At 68.3% G+C, this 24,902-nt stretch carries 24 protein-coding genes and 1 pseudogene; 15 read left to right on the forward strand and 10 right to left on the reverse strand.

The features are described from left to right. Positions 1-777: 777 nt before the first annotated feature. A complete protein-coding gene (locus Q0C81_RS01435; RefSeq protein WP_291832517.1) occupies positions 778-5,028 on the reverse strand; it encodes an RHS repeat-associated core domain-containing protein in 4,251 nt (1,416 codons plus the stop codon). Next, on the reverse strand, positions 5,019-5,579 hold the full coding sequence (locus Q0C81_RS01440; RefSeq protein ID WP_291832521.1) for a hypothetical protein: 561 nt from the start codon (positions 5,577-5,579) through the stop codon (positions 5,019-5,021). Before Q0C81_RS01440 ends, Q0C81_RS01435 begins: the two co-directional genes overlap by 10 nt. A gap of 275 nt (positions 5,580-5,854) precedes the next feature. On the opposite strand from Q0C81_RS01440, the gene Q0C81_RS01445 reads away from it, so the two are divergent. From Q0C81_RS01445 to Q0C81_RS01455, 3 genes are read left to right on the forward strand one after another with little or no spacing between them, the layout of a single operon-like run. Further along, on the forward strand, positions 5,855-7,453 hold the full coding sequence (locus Q0C81_RS01445; protein WP_291832524.1) for a DUF4153 domain-containing protein: 1,599 nt from the start codon (positions 5,855-5,857) through the stop codon (positions 7,451-7,453). A gap of 2 nt (positions 7,454-7,455) precedes the next feature. Then, the gene (locus Q0C81_RS01450; RefSeq protein WP_291832527.1) at positions 7,456-8,166 is read left to right on the forward strand and encodes a response regulator; all 711 of its coding nucleotides are present in this window, start codon (positions 7,456-7,458) and stop codon (positions 8,164-8,166) included. Continuing rightward, positions 8,163-9,752 (forward strand): histidine kinase dimerization/phospho-acceptor domain-containing protein, encoded by a 1,590-nt coding sequence (locus Q0C81_RS01455; RefSeq protein WP_291832529.1) that lies wholly within the window; start codon positions 8,163-8,165, stop codon positions 9,750-9,752. Before Q0C81_RS01450 ends, Q0C81_RS01455 begins: the two co-directional genes overlap by 4 nt. 5 nt (positions 9,753-9,757) lie before the next feature. Here Q0C81_RS01455 and Q0C81_RS01460 read toward each other — a convergent pair whose 3' ends face one another. Further along, a complete protein-coding gene (locus Q0C81_RS01460; protein WP_291832530.1) occupies positions 9,758-10,165 on the reverse strand; it encodes a DUF983 domain-containing protein in 408 nt (135 codons plus the stop codon). Between the two features lie 154 nt (positions 10,166-10,319). Here Q0C81_RS01460 and Q0C81_RS01465 point away from each other — a divergent pair, with 154 nt between their 5' ends. Next, a complete protein-coding gene (locus Q0C81_RS01465; protein ID WP_291832531.1) occupies positions 10,320-13,169 on the forward strand; it encodes a hypothetical protein in 2,850 nt (949 codons plus the stop codon). A 43-nt stretch (positions 13,170-13,212) separates the two neighbouring features. Here Q0C81_RS01465 and Q0C81_RS01470 read toward each other — a convergent pair whose 3' ends face one another. The 3 genes from Q0C81_RS01470 to Q0C81_RS01480 all read right to left on the reverse strand — a co-directional run bounded on the left by Q0C81_RS01470 (position 13,213) and on the right by Q0C81_RS01480 (position 14,712). Beyond that, the gene (locus Q0C81_RS01470) at positions 13,213-13,491 is read right to left on the reverse strand and encodes an HU family DNA-binding protein (protein ID WP_291832534.1); all 279 of its coding nucleotides are present in this window, start codon (positions 13,489-13,491) and stop codon (positions 13,213-13,215) included. A 121-nt stretch (positions 13,492-13,612) separates the two neighbouring features. Then, on the reverse strand, positions 13,613-14,404 hold the full coding sequence (gene fliP, locus Q0C81_RS01475; protein WP_291832588.1) for a flagellar type III secretion system pore protein FliP: 792 nt from the start codon (positions 14,402-14,404) through the stop codon (positions 13,613-13,615). A 32-nt stretch (positions 14,405-14,436) separates the two neighbouring features. Beyond that, on the reverse strand, positions 14,437-14,712 hold the full coding sequence (locus Q0C81_RS01480) for a flagellar biosynthetic protein FliO (protein ID WP_291832537.1): 276 nt from the start codon (positions 14,710-14,712) through the stop codon (positions 14,437-14,439). A gap of 150 nt (positions 14,713-14,862) precedes the next feature. On the opposite strand from Q0C81_RS01480, the gene flgB reads away from it, so the two are divergent. The 5 genes from flgB (at position 14,863) to Q0C81_RS01505 (ending at position 16,928) form a co-directional block, all read left to right on the forward strand. Beyond that, positions 14,863-15,267, forward strand: a complete 405-nt coding sequence (gene flgB, locus Q0C81_RS01485) for a flagellar basal body rod protein FlgB (protein ID WP_291832592.1) — start codon at positions 14,863-14,865, stop codon at positions 15,265-15,267. A 50-nt stretch (positions 15,268-15,317) separates the two neighbouring features. After that, a complete protein-coding gene (flgC, locus tag Q0C81_RS01490) occupies positions 15,318-15,704 on the forward strand; it encodes a flagellar basal body rod protein FlgC (RefSeq protein ID WP_291832540.1) in 387 nt (128 codons plus the stop codon). A 9-nt stretch (positions 15,705-15,713) separates the two neighbouring features. Then, positions 15,714-16,013 carry a flagellar hook-basal body complex protein FliE gene (gene fliE / locus Q0C81_RS01495; RefSeq protein ID WP_291832542.1) on the forward strand — a complete coding sequence of 100 codons (300 nt, stop codon included), beginning with the start codon at positions 15,714-15,716 and terminating at the stop codon, positions 16,011-16,013. 82 nt (positions 16,014-16,095) lie between these two features. After that, positions 16,096-16,482 (forward strand): VOC family protein, encoded by a 387-nt coding sequence (locus Q0C81_RS01500; protein ID WP_291832544.1) that lies wholly within the window; start codon positions 16,096-16,098, stop codon positions 16,480-16,482. A gap of 35 nt (positions 16,483-16,517) precedes the next feature. Continuing rightward, positions 16,518-16,928 carry a GFA family protein gene (locus Q0C81_RS01505; RefSeq protein WP_291832547.1) on the forward strand — a complete coding sequence of 137 codons (411 nt, stop codon included), beginning with the start codon at positions 16,518-16,520 and terminating at the stop codon, positions 16,926-16,928. 7 nt (positions 16,929-16,935) lie between these two features. Here the strand turns inward: Q0C81_RS01505 and Q0C81_RS01510 are convergent, their stop codons facing one another. The 4 genes from Q0C81_RS01510 to Q0C81_RS01525 all read right to left on the reverse strand — a co-directional run bounded on the left by Q0C81_RS01510 (position 16,936) and on the right by Q0C81_RS01525 (position 19,920). Then, positions 16,936-18,084 carry an acyltransferase gene (locus tag Q0C81_RS01510; RefSeq protein ID WP_291832550.1) on the reverse strand — a complete coding sequence of 383 codons (1,149 nt, stop codon included), beginning with the start codon at positions 18,082-18,084 and terminating at the stop codon, positions 16,936-16,938. Between the two features lie 56 nt (positions 18,085-18,140). After that, positions 18,141-18,653, reverse strand: coding sequence for a hypothetical protein (locus tag Q0C81_RS01515; RefSeq protein ID WP_291832553.1), 513 nt, complete (start codon positions 18,651-18,653; stop codon positions 18,141-18,143). Between the two features lie 60 nt (positions 18,654-18,713). Continuing rightward, a complete protein-coding gene (gene folE / locus Q0C81_RS01520; RefSeq protein WP_291832556.1) occupies positions 18,714-19,289 on the reverse strand; it encodes a GTP cyclohydrolase I FolE in 576 nt (191 codons plus the stop codon). A 64-nt stretch (positions 19,290-19,353) separates the two neighbouring features. Next, the gene (locus Q0C81_RS01525) at positions 19,354-19,920 is read right to left on the reverse strand and encodes a DUF308 domain-containing protein (protein ID WP_291832559.1); all 567 of its coding nucleotides are present in this window, start codon (positions 19,918-19,920) and stop codon (positions 19,354-19,356) included. 167 nt (positions 19,921-20,087) lie between these two features. On the opposite strand from Q0C81_RS01525, the gene Q0C81_RS01530 reads away from it, so the two are divergent. From Q0C81_RS01530 to Q0C81_RS01555, 6 genes and pseudogenes are all read left to right on the forward strand, one after another. Beyond that, positions 20,088-20,549 (forward strand): MarR family winged helix-turn-helix transcriptional regulator, encoded by a 462-nt coding sequence (locus tag Q0C81_RS01530; RefSeq protein ID WP_291832562.1) that lies wholly within the window; start codon positions 20,088-20,090, stop codon positions 20,547-20,549. A gap of 92 nt (positions 20,550-20,641) precedes the next feature. Next, complete coding sequence (gene fliQ / locus Q0C81_RS01535) at positions 20,642-20,905, forward strand: flagellar biosynthesis protein FliQ (protein WP_291832566.1); 264 nt, start codon at positions 20,642-20,644, stop codon at positions 20,903-20,905. A 7-nt stretch (positions 20,906-20,912) separates the two neighbouring features. Continuing rightward, positions 20,913-21,683 carry a flagellar biosynthetic protein FliR gene (gene fliR / locus Q0C81_RS01540; protein ID WP_291832570.1) on the forward strand — a complete coding sequence of 257 codons (771 nt, stop codon included), beginning with the start codon at positions 20,913-20,915 and terminating at the stop codon, positions 21,681-21,683. Next, positions 21,676-22,752 carry a flagellar biosynthesis protein FlhB gene (gene flhB / locus Q0C81_RS01545; protein ID WP_291832573.1) on the forward strand — a complete coding sequence of 359 codons (1,077 nt, stop codon included), beginning with the start codon at positions 21,676-21,678 and terminating at the stop codon, positions 22,750-22,752. The genes fliR and flhB overlap by 8 nt, the downstream gene beginning before the upstream one ends. Positions 22,753-22,847: 95 nt before the next feature. Beyond that, positions 22,848-24,494, forward strand: coding sequence for a flagellar basal-body MS-ring/collar protein FliF (gene fliF / locus Q0C81_RS01550; protein ID WP_291832576.1), 1,647 nt, complete (start codon positions 22,848-22,850; stop codon positions 24,492-24,494). A gap of 83 nt (positions 24,495-24,577) precedes the next feature. Further along, positions 24,578-24,902 (forward strand): annotated as a pseudogene (locus tag Q0C81_RS01555) (flagellar motor switch protein FliG); the annotation flags it as partial.

The following is a 24,902-nucleotide window of genomic DNA, read 5'->3' on the forward strand; positions in this document are numbered from 1 at the left end:
CGGCGTGGAGATCGGCCATTTCGAGTTCGGCGGCTCCACCCACATGATGGTGTTCCAGAAGGATCGGGTGGTGCTGGAGGACTGGGCGGTCAACGCCGTGCAGCACCAGAACGACCCCAACCCGACCCCGCTGGGCAGCGTCATCGCGACGGCGGTGGTTTAGGCCAGGCCCTTGCGAGAACGGGGCGGCGGGAAGAAATCCCGCCGCCCCACTTCCGTGGCGCTTCGCGCTCCGACAGTTTACCCGGCCATGGCCCATAGAGCAGCGCTTCCTAAGGCAGAGGTCGCAGGTTGAAGTCCTGCCGGGGGCGCCAGTTTGTGCGTGGTGGTTTGATAGTTCCGAATTTGAGGCGGCTTCCTCAGGATTCGGGGGGAGACTTGAAGATCATCCCGATTTCCTTGAGAGCCATAATGGACATGGTGAAAACTAAGATTGTCCAAACTCCCCACCCTGCCGCCAGAATTAACAAGTAATCGTTTGTGTTTTGCTTGTTCATCCAGACGATGGTGGGCAGTGCCAAGAGTGCTATCAAGGCGATTGTATATATCACGTAGGCCCATGTTGGCATTGGGTACGAGTATATACCTTGCGATTTCAACCTCGCATGCATCCGATTTCGTATCGGAAAAGCGATTCTCCACCGCATAAACAACATTATAGCCACAACTGCAACTATAACACTTACAATGACGTTGGAAAAGGATGTTGCGTTATAATACAGTAGGGATCCTCCAAGAAATCCTCCCACAGTTCCTGATATAAGCCTCTCTTTCATTTCAGACTCTTGCATCACAAGCACTTTCATCCATTAGATTTGCTTTATTGACGAACTCATCGCCGGCCCATCCGGCAAGCTCTCTGCCAAATCCTCCTAGCGGGCCTGCGTAGGTTAGAGTTGTTTGTAGCCCGTAAACTGCAGCTGCACCCCAGTCGCCCGTTGCTACACCATAGAAGCCTACCGAGGTGGCGTTCAGCACCAGTCCAGTCACAAGCAATGTACCGCCGACGCCCTCGGAAAGGGGAACCAGGAAAACTGCAAGAGGTCCTGTGCTCATTGAGGCGACGCCACCCACAACCGCTGTTCCGAACCCGATACGCCCGATCACCGAAGATGCCTCACTCAGACGCATAGCGCCACGGACCATGCTAAGGCAGCGCTCTCGTGACATGCCGCTCGGACTCAGGCCGCTGACGCCGCCTCCAACGCCGCCACCGCCACCGGCGGAGTTGGGATCGTTCCACGACCCATGATCACCGATGGCGACGGTAGGGCCGCCGGTCACTGTTTTCGGCGTACACCAAAGGCCGTCTGACCTCCGAACGACCTGCCAGCCCTCGCGTTCACACTCTGCCCGGTCAGTCCACTTGGGATCCTTGAATTCCAGGCCCATGGGATCGATCCTATTCACCGGATCCCCGCCCACATAGGCATACAGGTTCGCCCCCGCCGCATACCCGATCGGGTCCGTCTGCAGGAACCGCCCGACCTGCGGCAGATAGGTCCGCGCCCGGTAGTGATAGGCGCCCGCCTCCGGCAGCCATTGCTGGCCGGTGTACTGGAAGCGGCCGACGTTGCCCGCGGCCGGGACGCCGTATTCGTCATAGGTGTTGATGGCCGACACCGCGCCGGTCGCGCCGGACTGGGCGATGACGGAGCCGCGTTCGTCGGCCAGTTGCCAACTGCGGTTCGACGTTCCCGACCCGTCATAGGCCGCCGCCACATCGTCCAGGCCGAGGCCGGGGATGTAGCGGCGCGTCAGGGCGCCCGTGCCGGCGTTGTACTCGGCCGCCAGTTGCTGGCCGACGTACTGACGCCGGGTCGTGGCGCCGCCGACGGTCGAGGTCGCCAGACGGTTCATCGGATCGAAGGTGAAGGCCGCGGCGCCCGCCCCCGCGCTGGCCGAGGTCAGGCGATTGGCGGCGTCGTAGCCGTAGGTGTCGCCTGAAATCCCGGTGGTGTTGCCGTTGCTGTCATAGGTCACAGGCGAACCGCCGGAGGTCGTCGCCTGGTTCAGGCCGTTAACCGTGTAGTCCGCGCCACCGCCGGACCGGGTGTAGGCGCCGTTGGACACCATGCGGGTGACCAGCTGACCGGCCGGATTGTGGCTGAAGCCGTACGTCACGTCGTTGGCGGAGCCGTCGGCGTTCTGGGCGAGGCTGGAGAGCCGACCCCAGGCGTCGTAGCCATAGGTGGTCGAGGCCCCGCTTCCGCCGGCGCGGGTGACGGACGCCGGTTGGCCCAGGTTGTTCCAGCCGTAGGCGGCCAGGACGCCCGCCCCGGAGGTCGCGCCGTTCTCGCGCACCGTCTTGAGCCCGCCGTACAGGTCGTACTCATAGTCGGCGTAGAAGGCGTCCGGCCAGGTGATGCGGGTCACACGGCCCGCGGCGTCATACTGATACGCCATGGCGCCGACGCCGCTGGAGGTCTCGCTAACCGGACGGGACAGGGCGTCCCAGGTCGTGTTGACCGTGATCGTTCCGTCGCTGGTGCTGAACACCCGCCCGAGATTGTCATAGGCCGTGCTGACGTCAGGGGTGCCGGACGGCAGGTTCAGGGTGACCAGCCGGTTCAGGGCGTCGTAACCGAAATAGGTCAGTTCGCCCGCCCGGTTCCGCGCGCTGTAGGGACGGCCCACGGCGTCGTAGACGGTCTGCTCATAGTCCGTGGTCGAGGTTCCGCCGCCCGTCGCATTGGGATAGCGCAGCTTCACCTGGCGGTTGAAGCCGTCGTACTCGAACAGCGAGACATTGCCCTTGGCGTCGGTGAAGGACGCGAGTTGTCCGCCGACAGTGTAGGTCTGGCTCTGGGGCTGGGCGTCGCCCGTGCCGTAGGCCGTGGTCACCGACAGCGGCCGGTCCGCGACGTCATAGGTCACCTGGGTGATCCGGTCCGGACCGAAGCCGCCGGTCGTGGCGGCCGTGCAGGCCGAGGACGGCAGAGCCCCGAAGGTCGACGGGTTCATCCGCACCGCCGCGCAGGTGACCCGTCCGGCCGCGTCATAGCTGGTCTGCTGGACGCCGGAGACGGCGTCGGCGGCGGACATCTGACGCGTTTCGATCGGTCGGCCGAAGTCGTCGTAGACGGCGCTGCTCTTCTGAAGTGGCGAGAACGCCGCCCAGTTCGGGTCGGTATGGCCGGCGGTCGTCCCCGTCTCGCTGAGGATCGGCAGCCCCCGGGCGTCGTAGGTCATGCGCTGGGCCCGGTTCAGGCCTGCTCCACCCCCATCCGGATCGGGACCGATCACCCCGACCACCCGCCGCGAGGTGTCATAGCGGTAGGTGGTCGTGTCGTCGGATCCGCTGAGCGGACCGTTGACCGAGGCGACGTCGCCGTCCGGCGTATAGGTCAGGGCGGTCACCGCCATGGCGGGGGCGGCGCCGGAGCCCCGGCTGATCGAGGCCGGAAGCAGGTTGTTGGCGACGCCGCTGGCGACACCGTAATCGACCGTGGTCAGGACCTCGTCAGCGGTGGCGTCGCAGCTGGCGCCGGTCGCGCAGGCGGAGGTCTCGACCGGCAGGGTGATCGAGGTCGGGGCGGCCACGATCACGCCCGCGCCGTTCTTGAACTGGGCGGTCTGCGGCGCATAGGCGTAGCGGGTCTGGGGCCGGACAGCGCCCCCGCTCGGTGCGGGAAGCGTGACCGTCAGCGGGCCGCCGTGGGTGCTGTCCCAGGTGTAGTTGGTGACGGCGCCCGTCGCGTCGGTGGTCGAGGTCGGCAGGTTGCAGGTGACGATGTTGACGCAGGTCGCCGGATAGGCGGCGCTGGTGACGATGTCCGCCTCCGTCCCGCCGGTCTTGGGCGACAGGGTCACCTGGGTGATGTTGCCGCGGTTGTCGTACAGGTAGTCCGCGGTCTCGCCCTCCGGGCCGGTCGCGGTCGCGACGCGGCCGCCGCCGTTATAGGCCCAGGCCCAGGTCCGGCTGGCCGCCGGGCTGGTCGAGGTGACCTCGGTCGCCGAGAGGACCAGGCCGCCGTTGAGGCCGGAGACGACCGCGACCTCTTCGCCCATCGGTCCCTCGACGGTCGTCGTGCGGGTTTCCAGGGTGTCGTAGTAGCCGTACGTCCAGGCGCCGGTGGCGTCCGTCACCTGGGTCACCTCCGGACGGGTGATCCCTTGGTCGACCGTGAAGAGCGGGGCGGGATTGGCCCCGACGAAGGTTTCCATCCGCGTGCCCCCGCCCGGCAGATCGGACCGGCGGTATCGCGTTGCGAGCCCGCTCTGATCGGTGACGATCTGCTCGGTGAAGCCGGTTCCCGCGGTCTCGGAAAAGGTCGCGCTGGGCCAGGTCCGGGTCAGGGTGCAGGTGTAGGCCGCCTTGTCGCAGTAATCGACGCCGAGGTTGATGGCGGTGACCTTCTGGACCTTCTGCCAGGGCTCGACATCCGCGGGATCGAGGGTGTTCGCGACGAAGTCGTAGTGGACCTGGTAGCCGGCGTTGTTCTGGTACGATTGCAGCCGCGCGGCCACCACCGGGTTCAGTGGGTCTTCGGGCTTGATGAAGGATTCGTAGGTGTAGGTGTAGTCCGTCCGAAGGCCGTTCGGCTCTTCACGATACGTGAGGAACTGGGTGAAGCCTGCCGGTCGATAGGTCGAATCACCCAGCTGGTCGAAGCGGTAGATCGTGCCGCCCTTCTGATAGATGTAATAGAGCGTCGGCGAGTCAAAAAACCAGGTCAGGGTCGAGCCGCTGTTCGTTCGCGGGACCCAGTTCCCGGCCTCGTCCGGGTCGAAATATTCGGTGACGCCGTCGACGGTGACATGGGCGCCGACGAGGTATTCGGCGTCCATGCCGCTGACCGCGTTGTCCCACCATTTGTCACCCAACAGGATCCGTTGGTGGGACAGGCCGGTGGCGCCGCCGATCGAGACCTGGGCGCTGATCGGCGTCCATTGCCCTCGAACCAGATCGACGCCCCGGGGGTCGAGCGTATAGCGCTCGGGCGGCAGCGTCTGGGCGGTGGCGAATTGCGGGGCGATGAGGCCGAGCCCCAGCGCGGTTGATGCGAGAAGATGGCTCAGGCGCATGGGGTGCTCGATGTCCAGAGGGTGGTTCCGCCCGCGCTCTTCAGGATCGCGACGCCGGAATTTTGAAGGGTGAGAACGGCGCCCGGATTGCCGGACGCGCCGGCGGTCCAGAACGCAGTCCCGGTGGTGTCGAAGATGGTCAGCTGGCCGTCGGACGAGACCCGCACGAACCAGGAGCGTCCCTGGCCGGTGCAGCTGTTCCAGACCGGCGCGCCGGACGTGTTGCGGATGACCAGGTCGCCGCTCGGCTCGAACGTCATCGTGTACTGGCCGTTGGCCGAGGTCAGCTTCTGGGTCGGGACCAGGGTGTAGGGGAAGGCGAAGGTATCGCCGGCTGGCGGCGGGCTGACCGCGATCGCCCCGTGGCCCAACCGGTTGTCGGCTCCGTCCAGGATGTAATACGACCGCGTGGAATCGCCGGTCGTTCGCGCCGTCGTGTTCGCCGTGAGGCGTCCGTTGGCGTCGTACAGGAATGTCTGGGCGTCCTGGGCCGTCGCCGAGCCTGCGAGCAGGCTCGCCGCACAGGCGAGGACGTGAATGGGTGTTCGCAAGTGTCCCTCCGTCTATAGGTCTGCCCAAGGCGGGCAGGAAATAAATCCTACAGTACGGATGCGTCAGAAATGGACGTAGGCAGGAATATATTCTTGGACAGTCGGCCAGATGACCTTTCGGCCGGATGAGGGCGTTCAACCTGTGATTGAGGGGGCGCCTTGCCGACGAGGCGCTGCACGACTTCTGCACGCCGTCTGCGCCGAAGCTCCCCGGGCCGCCCCGCACCGCTGAACCGCGCCGCGCGACAAGGGCCCCCTCACTCGAGGGGAGGCCCATGCTCAGCGCTCATCCATTCACGCGGTCGTCGTTCTGGCTGAAGGCGGGGGTCGCCGCCGGCCTGGCCGTTCTGGCGGACGCCCTGTTCTTCCAGTCCATTCCATGGGGCGCGGTCGTCGGCGGGTTCGCGGCGGCGTGGATCGGCGGATTGCTGCTGATCCGAAAGGGCTTGGCGCGCGACCGCCGGGCGCAGTTCGCGGTGGTCGCGGCGGGGGTCATGGTGGCGGTGATGATCGAGCGGCCCGATGCGCTGTCATGGCTGCTGTTCGGCCTGATGCTGACCGTCGCGGCCCTGTCGGCGCGGGTGCGCGAGGGGGAAGCCGTCTGGCGGTGGGCCCAACGTCTGGTCATTCATGGCGTGGTGTCGCTGGTCGGGCCGATCCTCGATCTGGTCCGGCTGGCGCGGCTGCGACGGAGCAGACCCGCCCGGGTGTCGCCGGCGGCCGTGCTGAAGGTGCTGGCCCTGCCGGCGGCCGCGGGATTGATCTTCCTGCTGCTGTTCGCGCGCGCCAATCCCCTGATCGCCGACGTTCTGGACACGGCGCGGATCCCGGCGCCGTCCGGATCGACCGTGCTGCGCCTGATCGGCTGCGGGATCGTGGCGGTGATGGTCGGCACGACCCTGCGGCCGCGCTGGTATCGCAAGCTGATCGCTCTGCCGTCCCTGGGCGAGCGCCGGATCCCGGGCGTGAACACGGCCTCGGTGACCCTGTCGCTGCTGGTCTTCAACGCCCTGTTCGCGCTCCAGAACGGACTGGACGTCGCCTTCCTGTGGAGCGGCGCGCCGTTGCCGGGCGAGATGACCCTGGCGGACTACGCCCATCGCGGCGCCTATCCGCTGATCGCGACGGCGCTGCTGGCCGGCCTGTTCGTGCTGGTGGCCCTGCGGCCAGGATCGGAGACGGCGCGGCGTCCGCTGGTGCGGGGACTCGTGGTCCTGTGGGTGGCCCAGAACATGGTGCTGGTCGCCTCGTCCCTGCTGCGCACGGCGGACTATATCGAGGGCTACGCCCTGACCCGCTTCCGCATCGTGGCCATGATCTGGATGGTCATGGTCGGACTCGGCCTGCTGCTGATCTGCTGGCGGTTGCTGAAGAACAAGGACGGCGACTGGCTCATCGGCGCCAATGTGAAGCTGGCGCTGGTGGTTCTGGCCGTCGTCAGCACGGTCGATCTGGGCGCCGTCGCCGCGGCCTGGAACGTCAGGCACGCCCGCGAGATCGACGGGACCGGCGCCCAGCTGGACCTCGGCTACCTGCGCGATCTCGGCGCCCCGGCGCTGGTGTCGCTGGTCGAGCTGGAACAGGCGACCGACGATCCGGAACTGCGCGACCGCGCCGCCGCCGTGCGCCGCGACCTGATGGCGCGCCTGCAGGAGGATCAGTCGGAATGGCGCGGCTGGACCTGGCGCAACGCGCGGCGGCTGCAGCGGATCGACGCCCTGACCGCGCATCGGCCTCTGCTGGTTCCGAGGCCCGGCGAACGGATGTGGGACGGCCGCCTGAGGCCCCCGCCGCCGCCCCGGCTCGCACCCTCGGCGACCGTTCCCCCGACCGTGGCCGTCCCGGCCCCGTTGACCTCAGCCTCTGGAGTCTGAACATGGCGATCATGCAGCGCACTGTCCTGGTGGTCGATGACGACCCCCACATCCGCGATCTTCTGACCTTCGCCCTGCGCAAGGCCGGCCTCGCCACGCGCGAGGCGGCGGACGGGGAGGCGGCCCTGAGCGATCTTGAGGCCCATCCTTCCGATCTGGTGGTGCTGGACATCAACATGCCGCGCATGGACGGGATCGAGACCTGCCGCCGCCTGCGCGCCAGGGGCGACGTGCCGGTGCTGTTCCTGTCCTCGCGCGACGACGAGTTCGACCGGGTGCTGGGCATCGAGCTGGGCGCGGACGACTATGTCACCAAGCCTTTCAGCCCGCGCGAGGTGGTGGCGCGGGTGGCCGCCATCCTGCGGCGCACGGCCCGTACGCCGGCGCCCCTGCCGTCGGGGGCGGTGAGCTACGGCCGGCTGACGCTGGACGCCGAAGGCTGGCGCGCCGCCTGGGGCGGAGCCGAGGTGCCGCTGACGGTGACCGAGTTCGCCATCGTGCGCGTGCTGGCGGCCCAGCCCCGCATGGTTTTCACCCGCGACGCCATCATCGACCGGGTGCACGGCCCCGGCTTCGCGATGACCGACCGGACCATCGACAGCCATGTCCGCAACCTGCGCGGCAAGTTCGCGGCGGTGGGCGGCGGAGACGTGGTCGAGACCCGGCCCGGCCTCGGCTACCAGCTCGGACCCTGCGTCGGCGCGGCGGCGTGAGCGACAAGCCACCCGGGCGCTTCCGGCTGTTCGTGCGGCGGCACTGGCCGGCCCTGAGGCTGCGGACTATCCTGCTTTCGGTGCTGCTGTTCGCGGCCCTTCTGCCCGGCTTCGCTGCCATCTTCCTGCGGGTCTACGAGAACACCCTGGTGCGCCAGACCGAGGCGGAGCTGGTGGCGCAGACCGCCGCCCTGTCGGCCACGGCGGAGGCGTTGTGGCCTGGCTCGCGCCTCACCGCGCCGACCGCGGCGCAGCGGCTGGCGCCCGGCTGGTACCAGCCGGAGGCGGCGACCATCGACCTGGGTTCGACCCCGATACTGCCCGCCCGTCCGCCCGCTCGACCCTCCGGCCCGCCGACTCCGGAGGCCGTCATCGTCGGCCGCCGTCTGGACGTCGTGATGCAGGAGACCAGCCGCACGACGCTGGCCTCGATCATCTTCCTGGACCGCAACGGGGTGGTGGTTCGCGGCTTCGGCGAAGGCGGCAGCTGGAAGGACATCCCGGAGGTCCACGCGGCCTTGTCCGGGCGACCCGCGACGATGCTGCGCCGGAACGCCGCCTATCATCCACGCTATTCGTGGGAGTGGCTCAGCCGCGCCTCGGCCCTGCGCATCCATCACGCCCGGCCGGTAGTGGTGAACGGACAGGTCGAGGGGGTGATCCTGGTCTCCCGGTCGCCGCGCGCCCTGTTCCGGGGCATCTACCAGGACCGCATCAAGATCGCGCTGGGCATCGTCGGGGTGCTGGGTTTCATCGCCTTCCTCGCGGTGCTGGTGTCGCGGGGCATCGCCCGGCCGATCGAGGCGCTCAGCCGGGTCACGCGCGAGGTCGCCAGCGGGGGCGGGTCGGTGCCGCCGCCCCCCAGCACCGCCGCCGTCGAGATCCGGACCCTGTACGAGGACTTCGGCATCATGGCCGAGGCGGTGGAGCGTCGCTCCCGCTACCTGCGCGACTTCGCCGCCGCCGTCAGTCACGAGTTCAAGACGCCCCTGGCCGGCATCCAGGGCGCGGTCGAGCTGTTGCAGGATCACGAAGACATGGAGCCCGCGCGGCGGCGCAAATTCCTGGACAACATCGCCGCGGACGGGCGGCGGCTGTCGGGGCTGGTGACGCGGCTGATGGACCTGGCCCGCGCCGACATGGCCCGGCCCGAGGCGGGGCTGTCGGTCGACCTGAGGCCGCCCCTGCTGAAGTCCGTCGACGCCTGCTCGCCGGGATTGAACATCACCCTGGACCTGCCTGGGGACCTGCCGCCGGTGGCCGCGCCCGCCGCGACGCTGGAGGTGGTGGTCTCGACCATGCTGGAAAACAGCCGCCAGGCAGGAGCGAAGGCGGTTCGGATCGCGGCGCGGGTGGCGGGCGACTCGGTCATTCTGTTGGTGTCGGACGACGGCCCCGGCGTGGCGCCGGCGGATGCACGACGCATCTTCGAGCCCTTCTTCACCACCCGGCGCAGCGAGGGCGGGGCCGGCCTCGGCCTGTCGATCGCGCGCGCCCTGCTGGCCGCCAATCAGGCGACGCTGGACCTGGCGCCGTCCGAGAGCGGGGCGGTGTTCGAGATCGGACTACCGGTGGCGGAACGCTAAGGCGCTCAGCGCCACTTCGACCCGTCGCCGTGCTTGCCGATGCTTTCCCACTCCGGCGGGGCCGCCTTGTGGATGTACTGTTCCGACACCAGCCAGCCCTTGAGCGGGCGGAGCACGGCCAGGCAGGCGAGGACCAGCAGCGGCATGGTGACCGCGAAATGCACCCAGACCGGCGGGTGGACGGTGAACTCGAACCACATGAACAGGGCCATGCCGATGACGCCGACCAGGCTCATGCCGAAGAATGCCGGGCCGTCCGCCGGGTCCGCGAAGCTGAAGTCCAGTCCACACTTCGGGCAGTTGTCGCGGATCTTGAGGAAGCCCCGCAGCAGGGGACCCTCGCCGCAGCGCGGGCAGCGGCAGCGCAGGCCGGTCTTCAGGGTGCTCAGCGGCGGATAGACAGGGTCGCTCATGGCGTTCCGGTTCCTCAATGGCCTGCATGTCGGCCTGTTGAGGGACGGGTGCAACCGGGGCCGTTTGTCGCGGCGTGGAAACCGGTGGCGCGCCGGGGTCCAGTCACCATCCGTTAACCGCGTTTAAAGGGGCGTCGCGCGAGGGTGCGCGCGCATGTCCGGGGCCCGTTCCAGCAAGCGCATCCTGAAGTCGACCGTGGCCGCCGCCGCGGCCGGCGCGGTGGTGCTCGCCCCGCTGGCGCCGCTCTACGCCCAGGAAGCCGGCGCGGCCCTGGATCCGGTCACCATTCGCATCGGCGCCAATGAGGTCTTCACCCGGGTGGAGTTCGCCGGCGTCATCGGCGCCCGGTCGCAAGTCCGGCGTGAGGGCCGGACGGTCATCGTGCGCATCGGCGCCACCGCCGCCCCTGATGTTTCACGTCTGCGCGTCGATCCGCCGCGCGGGGTCGAGAAGGTCGAGACCCGCGCCGTGCGCGGCGGCACCGAGTTGGTCCTGACCCTGGCCGAGGGCGCCGATGTGCGCACCGGTTCAGCCGACGGCGCGGTCTTCGTCAACCTGTACGCCACCGCCCCCGAGGCGCCCGTCGCGCCGGTCGCGGCCGCCCAGGCCGCGGTCGTGCCGGTGGTCTCGCATGTCAGCCCGGAAAAGGTCAGCCTCGACTTCAAGTGGGAACGGCCGGTCGGCGCCGCGGTCTTCCGCCGGGGCGACGCGGTATGGGTGGTGTTCGATACCCCCGCCCGCCTCGACATGGGCGGGGCCAAGGCGCTGGGCCCGGCCACCGGCGCCCACTGGACCGCCGGTCCGGACCACGTCGCCGTCCGTATCGCCGCGCCGCGCGCCCTGCGGGTGTCGGCGACCTCGAACGGCTCGACCTGGACCGTCAGCATCGGCGGCCCGGCGGCCTCGGCCGGCGGCGTCACCGTTGATCGCGACGATACAGGGGAGCCCGCTCTGGTCGCCCGCATGGCCGGGGCGACCAAGGCCATCTGGCTGACCGATCCGATGGCCGGCGACCGCTTCGCCGCCGTCACCGCCCTGGCGCCCGGCAAGGGCTTCGCCGACAGCCGGCAAAGCCTCGACATGTCCCTGTTGCCGACGGCGCACGGTCTGGCGGTCGAGACCCTGGTGTCCGACCTGGCCATCCGGGCCGACGGCGACCTGGTCACCCTGAGCCGCCCGGGCGGCCTGACCCTGTCGGCGCCCTCGGCCGCGCTGGAGACCGCTGAGGACGAGCCGGGCGCGCCGCGCAAGGCCAAGTATCCGGGCCTCATCGTCGAGGGCTGGGAGAGCACCGGCCACGCCACCTTCGCCGCCCGCTATCGCGAGCTGCAGGACGCGGCGGGCGCGGAGTCCGCCGTCGCCGGAGAGAACCCGCGCGCGCCCATCGAGGCGCGCATGGCCTTCGCCCGCTTCCTGGTCGGTTCGGGCCTGTCCTATGAGGGCATCGGCGTGCTGAACGCCATCGTGGCCCAGGCGCCGAACATGGCCGGCGAGCCCGAGGTGCGCGGTCTGCGCGGCGCGGCGCGAGCCTCCATCGGCCGTCTGGACGAAGCCCAGGGCGACTTCGCCTCGGCCGCGGTCGCCGGGGATCCGGCTTCGGCGGTGTGGCGCGGCTATATCGCCTCGAAACAGGGCGACTGGGCCGCCGCGCGCCAGGCCTTCAACGCCGGCGCCGGGGCGGTCGACGACTTTCCGCCGATCTGGCGCGCCCGCTTCGGCGCCGCCCACGCCGAGGCCGCGCTGGAAAGCGGCGACCCGGAAGCCGCCCGCGCCCTGCTGTCCTACGCCTTCAGCCAGAACGCGCCCGCCGCCGACCAACTGGCCGCCCGCAACGTGCAGGCCCGGCTGTTCGAGCAGGACGGCATGGGCGACCGGGCGCTGGCCGTCTATCGCGCCGTCGGCCGCGCGCCGCTGGACAAGGTCGCCGTGCCCGCCAAGCTGGGCCTGATCCGCCTGTCGCTCGAGCGCGGGACAATGAAGCCTGACGAGGCGGCCAAGGAGCTGGAAGCGCTGCGCTGGCGCTGGCGGGGCGACGCCACCGAGCTGGCCGTCATCCGTCAGCTGGGCAAGCTGTACCTGTCGCAGGGGCTGTACCGCGAGGCGCTGACGGCCCTGAAGGGCGCCGGCGGCCGCATGAGCCGCCTGCCGGGCGCGGCGGACCTGTCGATCGACCTGAACAACGCCTTCCGCATGCTGTTCCTCGAAGGCGGCGCCGACGGTCTGCAGCCGGTGCAGGCGCTGGGCCTGTTCTACGACTTCCGCGAACTGACCCCCATCGGCGCCGACGGCGACGAGATGGTCCGCCGCCTGGCCCGCCGCCTGATCGACGTCGACCTGCTGGACCAGGCCGCCGAACTGCTGAAGCACCAGGTCGACAGCCGACTGGAGGGCGTCGCCAAGGCCCAGGTCGCCACCGATCTGGCCACCGTCTATCTGATGGACCGTCAGCCCGAGCAGGCGCTGCAGGCGATCTGGAGCTCGCGCTCGACCCTGCTGCCCACGCCCCTGAACGCCGAGCGCCGGGCGCTGGAGGCCCGGGCCCTGATGAACCTGGGCCGCTACGACCACGCGCTGGAAGTGCTGGGCGCGGACGCCTCGTCCGACGCCAAGGCCGTGAAGGCCGAGATCTTCTGGAAACAGGAGAACTGGGGCGGCGCGGCGGCCCTGTACGAAGCGGCGATGGGCGAGCGTTACCGCAACCCGGCGGCCCTGACCCAGGACGAGGAAGCCCGGCTGATCCGCGCGGGGGTCGGCTATTCGCTGGCGCAGGACACGGCCTCGCTGGGCCGGCTGTCGCGCAACTATCGTCCGTTCGTGGCCGGAGCCCGGTCCAAGGTCGCCCTGTCGATCGCGCTGGACGGTCCGGACGGCATGGCCTCGGCGGGCGACTTCGCCGCGCTCAGCGCCTCGGCCGACACCTTCGCCGGCTGGGTCAACGAGATGAAAGCCGAGCTCAGACAGAAAACGGGCGGGAATCGCCCTGCGACTCCCGCCCGTTCCTGAATAGCCCTGGCAGCGGAGCCGTCAGGCTCCGTCGCCGAATGGCTTAGCCGTTGACGGCGTCCTTCAGCGGCTTCGAGACGCGGAAGCGGACGGCCTTCGCGGCGGCGATCTTGATGGTCGCGCCGGTGGCGGGGTTGCGGCCTTCGCGCGCGGCGCGGGCAGCGGTGTCGAACACGCCGAGGTTCGAGATGCGGACGTCGCCGCCCGAGGTCAGCGACTTGTGAATGTTCTTCACGATCGCTTCCAGGACGCGGCCGGCGTCGGCTTGGCTGACGCCCGCGTCTTTGGCGACGGCGGCGATGAGTTCGGCTTGAGTGGTCATTGTGGGTCGTTTCCCGATTGAAGCTCGCCCCCCAATTCAAGGGCGATGACGGACGGATCAACGCCGCTTTTTCTCGGGATGGCAAGCGGGATCGCCGCTGTAAGCCCCACGGGCTGGGGATTTACCCTGTTCCGGACGCCCGCTGGAAGCTCTCGACCAGGCTTCCGGCGACCAGTCTCCAACCGTCCACGAGCACGAAAAAGATCAGTTTGAAGGGCAGTGAAATCACTACCGGGGGGAGCATCATCATGCCCATGGACATGAGCACGCTGGCGACCACCAAATCGATCACAAGGAACGGAACGAAAAGGAGAAATCCGATTTCGAACGCCCGCTTCAACTCGCTGATCATGAAGGCCGGAGTGACCACCCGAAGGGGCAGGTCCACGGCCTGCGCCGGAGCCTCGATGTTGGACAGTCGGGTGAACAGGGCGAGGTCGTCCTGATCGACCTGTCCGAGCATGAAAGTCTTCACAGGTTCCGACGCCGCATCGAAGGCCTGAGGCAGCTCCATCTGCTGGTCCAGCAGGGGGCGGATGCCCGAATCATAGGCGTCCTGCCACGTCGGAGCCATGACGATGGCGCTCAGAAACAGGGCCAGGGAGACCAGCACCGCGTTGGGCGGCGACTGCTGCATGCCCAGGGCGGTGCGGAGCAGGGACAGCACCACGACGATTCGCACGAAGCTGGTGGTCATGATCACGATCGACGGCGCCAGCGACAGGACGGTCATCAGGCCGACCAGCTGGACGACCCGCTCGGTCAGGCCCGCGCCGGTGCCCAGGTCGACATTGATCGCCGCGCCGCCGGCGGCGACATCCTGGGCCAGGGCCGCGAGCGGCCAGCACAGGCAGAGCAGGGTGGTCAGCAGGGACAGCAGGGCCGCACGCTTCAACTCATCGCGCGTCGGCATGACGAAGATGGATTTCAGGCCGGCTCGTCCGCTCACCGGCCCGCCTCCGGTCCGCGCGGCTCAATCAGCTCGCGGCCTTCGCCGAGCAGCAGCAGGCGTTCCTCGTTATCGACCTTGACCAGCACCAGGCGGCGAGCGGGGTCCAGCACCAGGGTCTCGACCACCTGCATGCGGCGTTCGCCGCGCTCGGCGCTGAGCTTGGCCAGCAGCTGCGGGGCGTACCGCCGGGCCGCCCAGGCCGCCAGGCCGATGATGCCGAGGGTGAAAGCCAGGGCGAACACGGCCCTGAGCAGATCGAGGAAGTTCATGCGACGGGCCCCGCCGAAGACTGATTCCGGCGCGTCAGACTTCGGCGATCATGGTTAACGTCTCGTTGAGATAACGTCTCATTAACCATGGAGGCGGCATTTTCTGCCCATCGAACCGTGGGCGATCCGCGCCCGGAGACCTTGACGCCCGTGGGCTTCACCGACCTTCCGCTGCTAAGCCAGATCAAGGGCCGCCTGTCCTGGCTGGACGAGCGCCAGCGCGTGATCGCCGAGAACGTGGCCAATGCGGACACGCCCGGCTACGTCGGCCGCGATCTGAACGCGCCGAAGGACTTCGCCGCCGCCCTGCGCAGCGGCGGCGGCCTGCAGATGACCCGGACCAGCGCCATGCATATCGCCCCGGCGGGACAGCGGGCGCGCTTCGACGCCGTCGCCGCGCCGGACTCCGAGACCACGCTCGACGGCAACGCCGTGGTGGTCGAGGAGCAGATGCTGAAGATGGCCGAGAGCCGCATGTCCTACGACGCCGCCATCGGCTTCTATCAGAAGTCGATGCAGATGCTCCGCATGGCCGCCCGCGCGCCCGGCCGTTGATAAACAGGGAATAGCCGATGCCTGATCCCGTCCCCCCGAGAAACAGCGCCATGGCTGTCGCGGCCAGCGCGTTGAAGGCGCAGCAGTCGCGCATGCGCATCATCGCCGAGAACATCGCCAACGCGCAGTCGACGGCCCAGACTGCGGGCGGCGAGCCCTATCGCCGCCAGATCCCCGTCTTCCAGGCGCGCGAAATCGACGGCGCCACCGGCGTGACCCTGGCCGAGGTCCGACCGGATCAGGGCGATTTCCGCTCCGAGTACGACCCATCGCACCCGGCGGCCAACGCCGAGGGCTATGTGCTGCGGCCCAACGTCGACACCCTGGTCGAGGCCATGGACATGCGCGAGGCCCAGCGGGCCTATGAGGCCAACCTGAACGTCATCGAGACGGCGCGGTCGATGGACGCGCGCACCCTCGACATCATCAAGAAGTAGGGCTGACCCATGAACCCCATGATGGCGGCCAAGGCCTATTCGGCGATCCAGGGCGGGGCGATGCCGACCGCGCCGGCCGCCGCGCCCGAGCAGTCCGGCTTCGCCGAGATGCTGACCAACGTCATGGGCGACATGACCCAGACCTCGCGCGCCGCCGAGGGCCAGATGGCCTCCGCCGTGCAGGGGCAGGGCAGCCTGATCGACGTGGTCACCGCCGTCAGCTCGGCCGAGGCCTCGCTGGAAACGGTCATGGCCGTCCGCGACCAGGTGATCGCCGCCTATCAGGAAATCATGCGGATGCCGATCTGACGGCGGCGGCCTGTTCGAGCTGAGCCGGGAACCGGACCCGCGGCCTGGACGCTGCCTCTCCCATATCGAAAGGGAGACCGTCATGCTGAAGGACCGCAACGCCTCCGCCATCGTCGCCGTCAGCGATCTGGCTCGCGCCCGGGCGTTCTACGAGGATACCCTGGGCCTGACCCGCGACGGTGGGAGCGAGGACCAGGGCGTGCTGGGGTTCCGCACCGGGGCGACGCATCTGACCGTCTACAGGTCCGACTTCGCCGGGACGAACAAGGCCAACGCCGTCACCTGGGACATGAAGGGCGACCTACTCGCGGTGGTGGATGACCTGAGGGCGAAGGGCGTGACGTTCGAGCACTATCCCGACATGGGCTTGACCCTGAACGGAGACATCCACGAGGCTGGCCCCATGAAGCTGGTCTGGTTCAAGGATCCGGACGGCAATATTCTTCATCTGATCGAGGGCATGGAATGATCCGGACGAGGCGCGGCAGCTGTCATTGCGGAGCGGTGAAGTTCGAGTGCGAGATCGATCTGGCGCCTGAGGGACAGCGCTCGCCGCAGCTTCGGCCCGGGCCGTGGTACGCGACCACGCTGCGCTGCAACTGCTCGATCTGCCGCAAGACCCGGATGTGGAAGAACCACGTGCCGTCCGAGGCCTTCCGGCTGCTGCAGGGCGCGGACAACCTGACCCACTACCGGTTTGGCGAAGGCGGGATCGATCACACTTTCTGCAAGACCTGCGGGATCTACGCGTTCGTCCTCGCCAGCGAGCCGGTGATGGGCGGAGACTTCGTGTGCGTGAACGTCGCCGCGCTGGACGATGTAAGCCCCGAGGGACTGGCCGAGGCGCCGATCCGCTACGAGGACGGCGCCGCCGACGAATGGGGCAGGGCGCCGGCGATCACCGGCTACATGTAGCCGGGACTCAGCCTTCCAGCGACACCACCGGCTGTCCGACGACCGGGGCCGACCGACGGCGCGACTTCAGCCAGCCGCGGACGCGGTCCTGGATCGGGGTGTCAATGATCTGGTGGAACAGGAAGGCGAAGACGAAGGCCGCCGCCACGCCCGCGAACCACAGGGCCCACTGCACCGGCGAGGGCAGGGCGAATTTGGCGATCAGCACATTGGCGACCCCGAACCAGGCGATGCGCACGACCTCGTTGGTGATGAACATCGAGAATGACACCTGGGCGGCCTTCTCTACGAATTTGGAGGGGCGCGGGGTCGGCGTGGCGCCGGCGGCCAGGATGATGGTCGAGATGCACGCCAGCGAGATCAGGGCGTGCTTGTCGAAATACTGGACGAAGGCCAGCAGCAGGGCCGCGCCGATCCCGGCCCAGCCCGCCAGCTTCGGCGCGATCCAGACCTTCTGGGCGAACCAGGCCAGCGACATGCCCAGCACGAACAGCGGCAGGGCGCGGAAGAAGCCGAAGCCCATGGGCATCTGGTAGACGGGATAGCCCAGCAAGGTCCAGGTGATCTGGTTGGCCAGCAGATATAGGCCGACGCCCAGGCCCAGCACGCTCCACGGGCCGAGCTTGATCAGCTGGCGCAGGATCCACGGGAAGGCCAGGTAGCAGCCGACCAGGGCCGAGATCGACCAGCTGGGCGCGTTCCAGCCGTAGCCGCCCGGAACGCCGTAGGCCTGGGTCAGCGTCAGCTGGGCCCACAGCTGGTCCCAGCGGAACCATTCGGGGGCCCGGGGCGCGAACCCCAGGGCGCCGCCGACGACGACCAGCGCCACCAGCGACAGGCCCATGATCAGGTGAGCGGGCAGCACGCGCAGATAGCGCTTCAGGAAGAAGTCGCCCGCGGACATCGAGCCCTTGGCGACCGAGGCGCCGTAGACCCGCATCAGCACATAGCCGCTGTCGATCAGGAAGAAGTTGGTCAGCAGGAAGCCGCCCCGCTCGAACACCGGATGCAGCCCTTCGGCCAGCGGCACGGGGGCCGACATCTGGAAGTGATGCAGGATGATCAGGCTGGCCACAATGAAACGCAACGCGTCGAGCCAGCCGCCCCGAACGATGGGGGGTGTTTCATTTCGGGTCGAAATCGCGGTCCAGGCCATGGGAAGGGCCTCCTTCGAGGCGAATTCCGCAAGGACCGGGCCGTGACGGCCCCGGGTTACAGCTTGCCGAAGGCGACGCCGCGCCAGCGCCAGCCCGCCTCAAGGACGGCGGCCCGCACCGGGTTTTTGATTTCGGTGGTGTCGAACGCGTAGTCGTAGACCTCGCCGAACGATCCGTCCTCGCGGAAGGCGTAGACGGTCTCGAAGCTCTTTTCGAACGTCTGGCCGCGCGAGGCGCTGCCCCGGGCGCTCAGCGTCGGCACGCCGGCGCGCCATTCGACTTCCCACAGCTCGTCGACGGACCGGACCTCGCCCTTGGCCTCGTCGAACTTCATCAGGACCTTAAACACCTTCTTGATGCCGGCCTTGGCGAAGAACTCGTACCATTTGGCGTCGACGATCCGCCATTCGGCGACCATGTCGACGCCTTCCTTCTTCCCGTCCCGGATGACGAAGGGCGCCGTCGCGCGGTTGACGGCCATCAGGCGCTTGCGCAGGTCAGTCGTGGACTGGCGCTTGGTCCCGGCGGGCGGCGAGCGCGTCCCGGTCAGGAAGTCGAAAAGTCCCATGGTCGTCCCCCGCGCGTTGCCGGGGGACAGTGGTCGATCGCTCGACCGAAGACCAGCGTTCTACGTCCGCGTCAGCCGCAGGAACTCTTCCCGGGTCCGCGGATCGTCGCGCATGACGCCGCTCAGGTGGCTGGTGGTCAGGCTGGCGCCCGGGGCGTTGACGCCGCGCAGGGTCATGCAGCTGTGCTCGGCCTCGATGACCACGCCGACGCCCTGGGGACGCAGCACCTCCTCGATGGCCAGGGCGATCTCGGAGGTCATCTTCTCCTGGATCTGCAGCCGCCGGGCATAACCGCGGACCACGCGCGCCAGCTTGGAGATGCCGACGACGCGGTCGGTCGGCAGGTAGCCGACGTGGGCCACGCCGACGACCGGCAGCATGTGGTGCTCGCAGAAGCTGACGAAGCGGATGTCCTTCAGCACGACCATCTGGTTGTAGCCGCCGACCTCCTCGAAGGTCCGCTCCAGATAGGCGCGGGGCTCGACCTCATAGCCCTCGAACAGCTCCTTGTAGCTGCGCGCCACCCGCGCCGGCGTGTCCAACAGACCCTCGCGGTCGGGATTGTCTCCCGCCCATTCGATCAGGGTGCGAACGGCGGCTTCGGCGTCGGACTGGGTGATGGTCGGCTTGGTCATGGGGCCTTCATAGAGGGGGAGAACGCGAAAGGGGAGGCTCGACGAAACGAACCTCCCCCTGATTTCACGCTTTCCGCCGCCGGTTCCGGATCGTCAGGGCGATGGCCGAGACGAGGAAGTAGAAGGCGCCGAACGCGGCGTAAGGCGCGACGGTCGTGAGGACCGAAGGAACCACGGGAGCGAAGGACTGCTGGATGAAGAACCCGCCCGCCAGCGCGGACTGGGCTCCACTCAGGATCATCGCCCACTGCGCCCCATAGGCGCGCCAGCGGCGAACGCCCGCCAGCAGTTGAAGCAGGCCCGCCAGGATGGCCCAGGCCCCGAACAGTTGAAGCACTCGGGCCATATCGACCTGCATCAACAGGGCGACGCCGAGCGCGACGACGGCGCTGACTCCCAGGTTCAGGGCCTGGGCCGGGTTCGCGCGCAGGCCGCCGTTCGCCAGGGCGTCCCGCGCGTTCGCGACGGCGTCCCACGCCGGATAGAGGACCAGAAGCGCGCCTCCGATGAGGGGATTGGCCCCGCCGATGGTGAAGGCCGCCGCGACCCAGGCCGCGGCGACGCCCGCCCTGAGGAAGTAGTAGCGGGTCAATGCGGCGGCGCGTTCGGGGCTGGGAGCGGTGGCGGCCATGCGAAATCCTTGGGAATGAGGAAGCGAGGAGGGTGTGATATGCTGCGACATAATATGTCGTGACATATAATAACTATCGAGGTGGCTCGCCTCTGTCCAGGGATTATATGTCGCGATATGTTTTGAGGCGGCCCGGATTCGCTTCGGGAGCCGTCTGAGGAGTCGTTTTGCCCAATCCTGCCCCAACCCTGACCCTGGACCAGCAGCTCTGCTTCTCGTTGTACGGGGCGAGCATGGCGATCAATCGCGCCTACAAACCGCTGCTTGACGCGCTGGAGATCACCTATCCCCAGTATCTGGTGCTCAGCGCTCTTTGGGAGGCCGACGGCCTGACCATCGGCGAGATCGCGGGCAGGCTGGGGCTGGATTCAAGCAATGTGACGCCGCTGGTTAAGCGGATGGAGGGAGCCGGCCTGGTGTCCCGCATCCGCAATCCGGCCGATGAACGTCAGGTGGTCGTGCGCCTTACGAACGCGGGGCGGGACATGCAGGCGCGCAGCACCTGTCTCGGCGAGACCCTGTTCGCCTCCGCCGGCCTCAGCGTCCAGAAGCTGGTGCAGCTGAACAAGGATGTTCAGGCGTTTCGGGACTCGGTGGCCCGTTTCGTCGTCGACCGTTCTCATAGCTGAGGTCCGGCGCCTCCGGTTAGCACCCTGTTAACCACACTCCCGGCATTTCTTGCCCAGTTCGGCTGCGCGTCCTGCGGCCTGTGGAGCGTGGAATGAACGGCGCGGAAGTTCTGGATGTGGGCCGCGACGCCTTGTGGCTGACGATCCAGCTGTGCGCGCCGATCCTGCTGGTCGGGCTGGTCGTCGGCGTGGTCATCGGCCTGGTGCAGGCCCTGACGCAGATCCAGGAGCAGACCCTGATCTACGCGCCCAAGATCATCGCCATCTTCATCTCCCTGCTGCTGTTTCTGCCGCTGATGGGCGCCCTGCTGGGCGGCTTCATGCGCACGATCGCCGCCCGCATCGCCGGCATGTGACCGGCCGGTGGAGCCCTGGGCCACTTCTGATCAGGTCTGGCAAGGCGCGCTGATCTTTGCGCGGATCGGCTCCGTGCTGCTGATGCTGCCCGGCGTCGGCGAAAGCTATGTGCCGCCGCGTATCCGCCTGGCCTTCGCCCTCGTCGTGACCCTGGCCCTGTGGCCGGTGGTGGCGGGCGCGCTTCCGGCCCTGCCGCAGACCCTGGGCGCCATGGCCGGCTGGATCATCCGCGAGGTCGTCGTGGGCCTGATGATCGGCGCGCTGCTGCGCAGCTTCCTGACCGCCCTGTCGACGGCGGGCGAGATCGTCTCGCTGCAGACCACCCTCAGCTTCGCCCAGACGGCCAACCCGCTGCAGGCCCAGCCCGGTTCGACCATCTCGGCCTTCCTGATGCTGCTGGGCACGACGCTGATCTTTGCGACCAACACCCATCACCTGTTCATCGCGGGCCTGGTCGGCTCCTACGAGCTGATTGCTCCGGCCAGACCTCTGGTCACCGGTGACTTCGCCACCCTGGCGATCCGCACGCTGGGCGACAGTTTCGCGCTGGGCGTCCAGCTGTCGGCGCCGCTGCTGGTCTTCGCCCTGATCTTCAACCTCGCCTCGGGGCTGGTCGGGCGGGTCATGCCCCAGTTCCAGGTCTTCTTCGCCGCGGCTCCGCTCAGCGTCATCCTGGGCCTGTCGATCTTCGCCCTAAGCCTCGGCGTGCTCGGCACGGTCTTCATCGACCGCTACCGGGCGCTGGCCCAGATCTTCGCGGGAGGCGCCGGTGGCTGAAGGCGCCGATCCCGAGTCGAAGACAGAAGAGGCGACACCGCGAAAACTAGCGGACGCGCGAAAGAAGGGTGATGTCGCCAAGTCCATGGACGTGGGCTCGGCCGCGTCCCTGCTCGGCGCCTCGGCGGTCCTGCTGGGGATGGGGGGCTATTTCGCCACCTCGATGGCCGAGCAACTGCTGCCCTTCATCGCCGCGCCGCACACCATGCTGGGCGGGCTGGAGACGGGCGCCGGCGTCGAGATCGGCGCCCAGGCCCTGTGGGCCATCGCCCCCTTCCTCGGCGCGGTCATGTTGGCCACCATCATCGGCGGGGCGGGCGGCAACCTGGCTCAGTCCGGCATCATGTTCACCGCTGAAAAGCTGAAGCCGCAGTGGGAGCGCGTCAGCCCCATGGCGGGCTTCAAGCGGATCTTCGGCCCGGACGGCCTGGTGCAGTTCATCAAGACCTTCCTCAAGCTGATCGCCGTCGGGGCCATCTGCTGGATGGTGATGAAGCCGCATATCCGGGAGTTCGAGAACTTGGCGGCCATGCCGCCCGCCGCCATCCTGCCGTTGGCCCGCGATCTGGCCATCGCCCTGATGAGCGCCGCCCTGATCTTCCTCAGCTTCACCGCCGGCGCCGACTATCTGTGGCAGCGCTACCGCTTCAACGAGCGGATGAAGATGTCCAAGGAAGAGCTGAAGGAAGACTACAAGCAGTCCGAGGGCGACCCGCACGTCAAGGCCAAGCTGAAGCAGATCCGGGCCCAGCGCAGCCGCCAGCGGATGATGCAGAACGTGCCCAAGGCCACGGTCATCGTCACCAACCCGACCCACTATTCGGTCGCCCTGCGCTACGAGCCCACCGAGGGTGACGCCGCGCCGGTCTGCGTGGCCAAGGGCGTCGACGCCCTGGCCCTGCGGATCCGCGAGCTCGCGCGCGAGCACAATGTGCCGATCATCGAGAACGTGCCGCTGGCCCGCGCCCTCTACGCCGCCGTCGATGTGGACGAGACGATCCCGCGCGAGCATTTCGAAGCCGCCGCGAAAGTGATCGGCTTCGTCATGGGGCAGCGCAAGAAACGCTGATTGGTCAACGTCCTTAACGCGGCGTTTACCACGCGCCCGGCATTTTCTGCCCAGCGGGTCGTTCCAGAGTCGCGTGAGTATCGGGGCTAGAGCGCGTGGGCGGCTTCACGGCGGCGTTGCAGAGATTCGGGATCGGTCGACTGACCGTGGTGCTGGGCGTCGCCGCCGGCGTCGCGGCCATGCTGGTCTTCGTCATGCTGCGGATCGGCCAGGCGCCGGATGCGCTGCTGTATTCCAACCTCGACCTGCGCGAAGCCTCGGAAGTCACCACGGCTCTGGACGGCGCCGGCATCAAATACAGCTCCAAGGGCGACGGCTCGACCATCTTCGTCAACCGCGACCAGGTGGGCGAAGCCCGCATGCTGGTGGCGGGCAAGGGGCTCGTGACCTCCGGCAGCGTCGGCTACGAGATCTTCGACAACCAGTCGGTGCTGGGCCAGACCGAGTTCCAGCAGAACCTCAACGAGAAGCGCGCCCTTGAGGGCGAGCTGGCCCGCACGATCCAGACCATGCGCGGCATCCAGTCGGCGCGGGTCATGATCGCCCTGCCGCGCCGCGAACTGTTCCAGTCCCAGGCCGCCGAGCCCACCGCCGCGGTGGTCGTCGGCGTGACGGGCGGCCAGCTGACCGGCGCCCAGGTCCAGGCCATCCGCAACGTCGTCGCCTCCTCGGTGCCCAATATGAAGCCTGAGAAGGTCACCCTGACCGACACTTCGAACCGCACCCTCGCGGCCGGGAACGCCGGCGAGGGCTTCAGCTCCGCGTCGGCGGAAGAGGCGCGCGGCCAGACCGAGTCCCAGCTTCAGGCGCGCATCAAGGATATCGTCGAGGGCGTCGTGGGCGTCGGCGGCGCGCGGGTGCAGGTCACCGCCGAGATCGACCACGCCCGCTCCACCACTCAGGAGCAGCGCTACGATCCGGACGGCCAGGTCGTCCGCTCGACCTCGACCAACGGCTCGGAGAGCCAGGACACCACCGGCGCGACCGACGGCGGCGCGACGGCGACCAACAACATTCCGGGCGGCCAGGCTCCGGGCCTGACTCCGCAGGGCTCGCGCGACACCCAGAACACCGAGACCACCAACTACGAGATCTCCAACACCACCACGACCACGGTGAAGGAAGCCGGAGAGATCAAGAAGCTGGCCGTCTCGGTCGCGGTCGACGGCAAGTGGACCCCGGGCGCCAACGGCGGCGAGCCGACCTATGCGGCGCGCACCGCCGAGGAGATCGCCCAGATCAAGTCCCTGGTCGCCGCCGCCGTCGGCATCGACGAGAGTCGGGGCGACAAGATCGAGGTGCTGAACGTCCGCTTCAACCGCGATGTCGCAGCCGCGGGCGGCGAGGAGGGCGGCTCGCCCCTGTTCAACTTCACCAAGAACGACCTGATGCGCGGCGTGGAGTTGCTGGTGCTGCTGATCACCGGCCTGCTGCTGATCTTCTTCGTCCTGCGTCCGCTGCTGAAGGCCGCCACGGGCGGCGCTGGCGCGGGCGCGGGCGGCCAGCCGCAACTGGCCGGGCCCGGCGGCCAGCCGGTCACCTCGCTGCAGACCACCATCGTGGGCGGCGCGGGCTCCGCCCTGCCGCAACTGGGCGGTCCGTCCGAGATGGACCAGCGGCTCGACATCGCCCGGATCGAGGGCCAGGTGAAGGCGTCGTCGGTCAAGAAGGTCGCTGACTTCGTCGAGAAGCACCCGGAGGAATCGACTTCGATCCTCCGCAGCTGGGTGCATGAAGGCTGATGTCCGGCGCCCGCATGGTCACCAAGAAGCCTGCTGTCGATGACATCAGGAAACTGACCGGCCCCGAGAAGGCGGCCGTCATCCTGCTGTCGCTGGGCGAGGACCACACCAAGCTGTGGCAGGGGCTGGACGAGGAGGAGATCAAGGAAATCTCCCAGGCCATGGCCTCGCTGGGCACCGTCAGCGCGAGCGTCGTCGAGGAACTGCTGGTCGAGTTCGTCTCGGGCATGAGCGGCTCGGGCGCGGTCATGGGCAGCTATGAGCAGACCCAGAAGCTGCTGGCTTCCTTCATGCCCGGCGATCGCGTCGACGCCCTGATGGAGGAAATCCGCGGGCCCGCCGGCCGGACCATGTGGGACAAGCTCGGCAATGTGAACGAGGCCGTTCTCGCCAACTATCTGAAGAACG

The organism is Brevundimonas sp. (assembly GCF_023259385.1).
Taxonomy (GTDB): Bacteria; Pseudomonadota; Alphaproteobacteria; order Caulobacterales; family Caulobacteraceae; genus Brevundimonas.

Excerpts from the sequence above, each read along its gene's own strand:
- Q0C81_RS01435 (WP_291832517.1), bottom strand. The coding sequence starts at position 5,028 with ATGCGCCTGAGCCATCTTCTCGCATCAACCGCGCTGGGGCTCGGCCTC.
- Q0C81_RS01445 (WP_291832524.1), top strand. The coding sequence starts at position 5,855 with ATGCTCAGCGCTCATCCATTCACGCGGTCGTCGTTCTGGCTGAAGGCG.
- Q0C81_RS01450 (WP_291832527.1), top strand. The coding sequence starts at position 7,456 with ATGGCGATCATGCAGCGCACTGTCCTGGTGGTCGATGACGACCCCCAC.
- Q0C81_RS01460 (WP_291832530.1), bottom strand. The coding sequence starts at position 10,165 with ATGAGCGACCCTGTCTATCCGCCGCTGAGCACCCTGAAGACCGGCCTG.
- Q0C81_RS01465 (WP_291832531.1), top strand. The coding sequence starts at position 10,320 with ATGTCCGGGGCCCGTTCCAGCAAGCGCATCCTGAAGTCGACCGTGGCC.
- Q0C81_RS01470 (WP_291832534.1), bottom strand. The coding sequence starts at position 13,491 with ATGACCACTCAAGCCGAACTCATCGCCGCCGTCGCCAAAGACGCGGGC.
- fliP (WP_291832588.1), bottom strand. The coding sequence starts at position 14,404 with ATGCCGACGCGCGATGAGTTGAAGCGTGCGGCCCTGCTGTCCCTGCTG.
- Q0C81_RS01480 (WP_291832537.1), bottom strand. The coding sequence starts at position 14,712 with ATGAACTTCCTCGATCTGCTCAGGGCCGTGTTCGCCCTGGCTTTCACC.
- flgC (WP_291832540.1), top strand. The coding sequence starts at position 15,318 with ATGGCTGTCGCGGCCAGCGCGTTGAAGGCGCAGCAGTCGCGCATGCGC.
- fliE (WP_291832542.1), top strand. The coding sequence starts at position 15,714 with ATGAACCCCATGATGGCGGCCAAGGCCTATTCGGCGATCCAGGGCGGG.
- Q0C81_RS01500 (WP_291832544.1), top strand. The coding sequence starts at position 16,096 with ATGCTGAAGGACCGCAACGCCTCCGCCATCGTCGCCGTCAGCGATCTG.
- Q0C81_RS01510 (WP_291832550.1), bottom strand. The coding sequence starts at position 18,084 with ATGGCCTGGACCGCGATTTCGACCCGAAATGAAACACCCCCCATCGTT.
- Q0C81_RS01515 (WP_291832553.1), bottom strand. The coding sequence starts at position 18,653 with ATGGGACTTTTCGACTTCCTGACCGGGACGCGCTCGCCGCCCGCCGGG.
- folE (WP_291832556.1), bottom strand. The coding sequence starts at position 19,289 with ATGACCAAGCCGACCATCACCCAGTCCGACGCCGAAGCCGCCGTTCGC.
- Q0C81_RS01525 (WP_291832559.1), bottom strand. The coding sequence starts at position 19,920 with ATGGCCGCCACCGCTCCCAGCCCCGAACGCGCCGCCGCATTGACCCGC.
- fliQ (WP_291832566.1), top strand. The coding sequence starts at position 20,642 with ATGAACGGCGCGGAAGTTCTGGATGTGGGCCGCGACGCCTTGTGGCTG.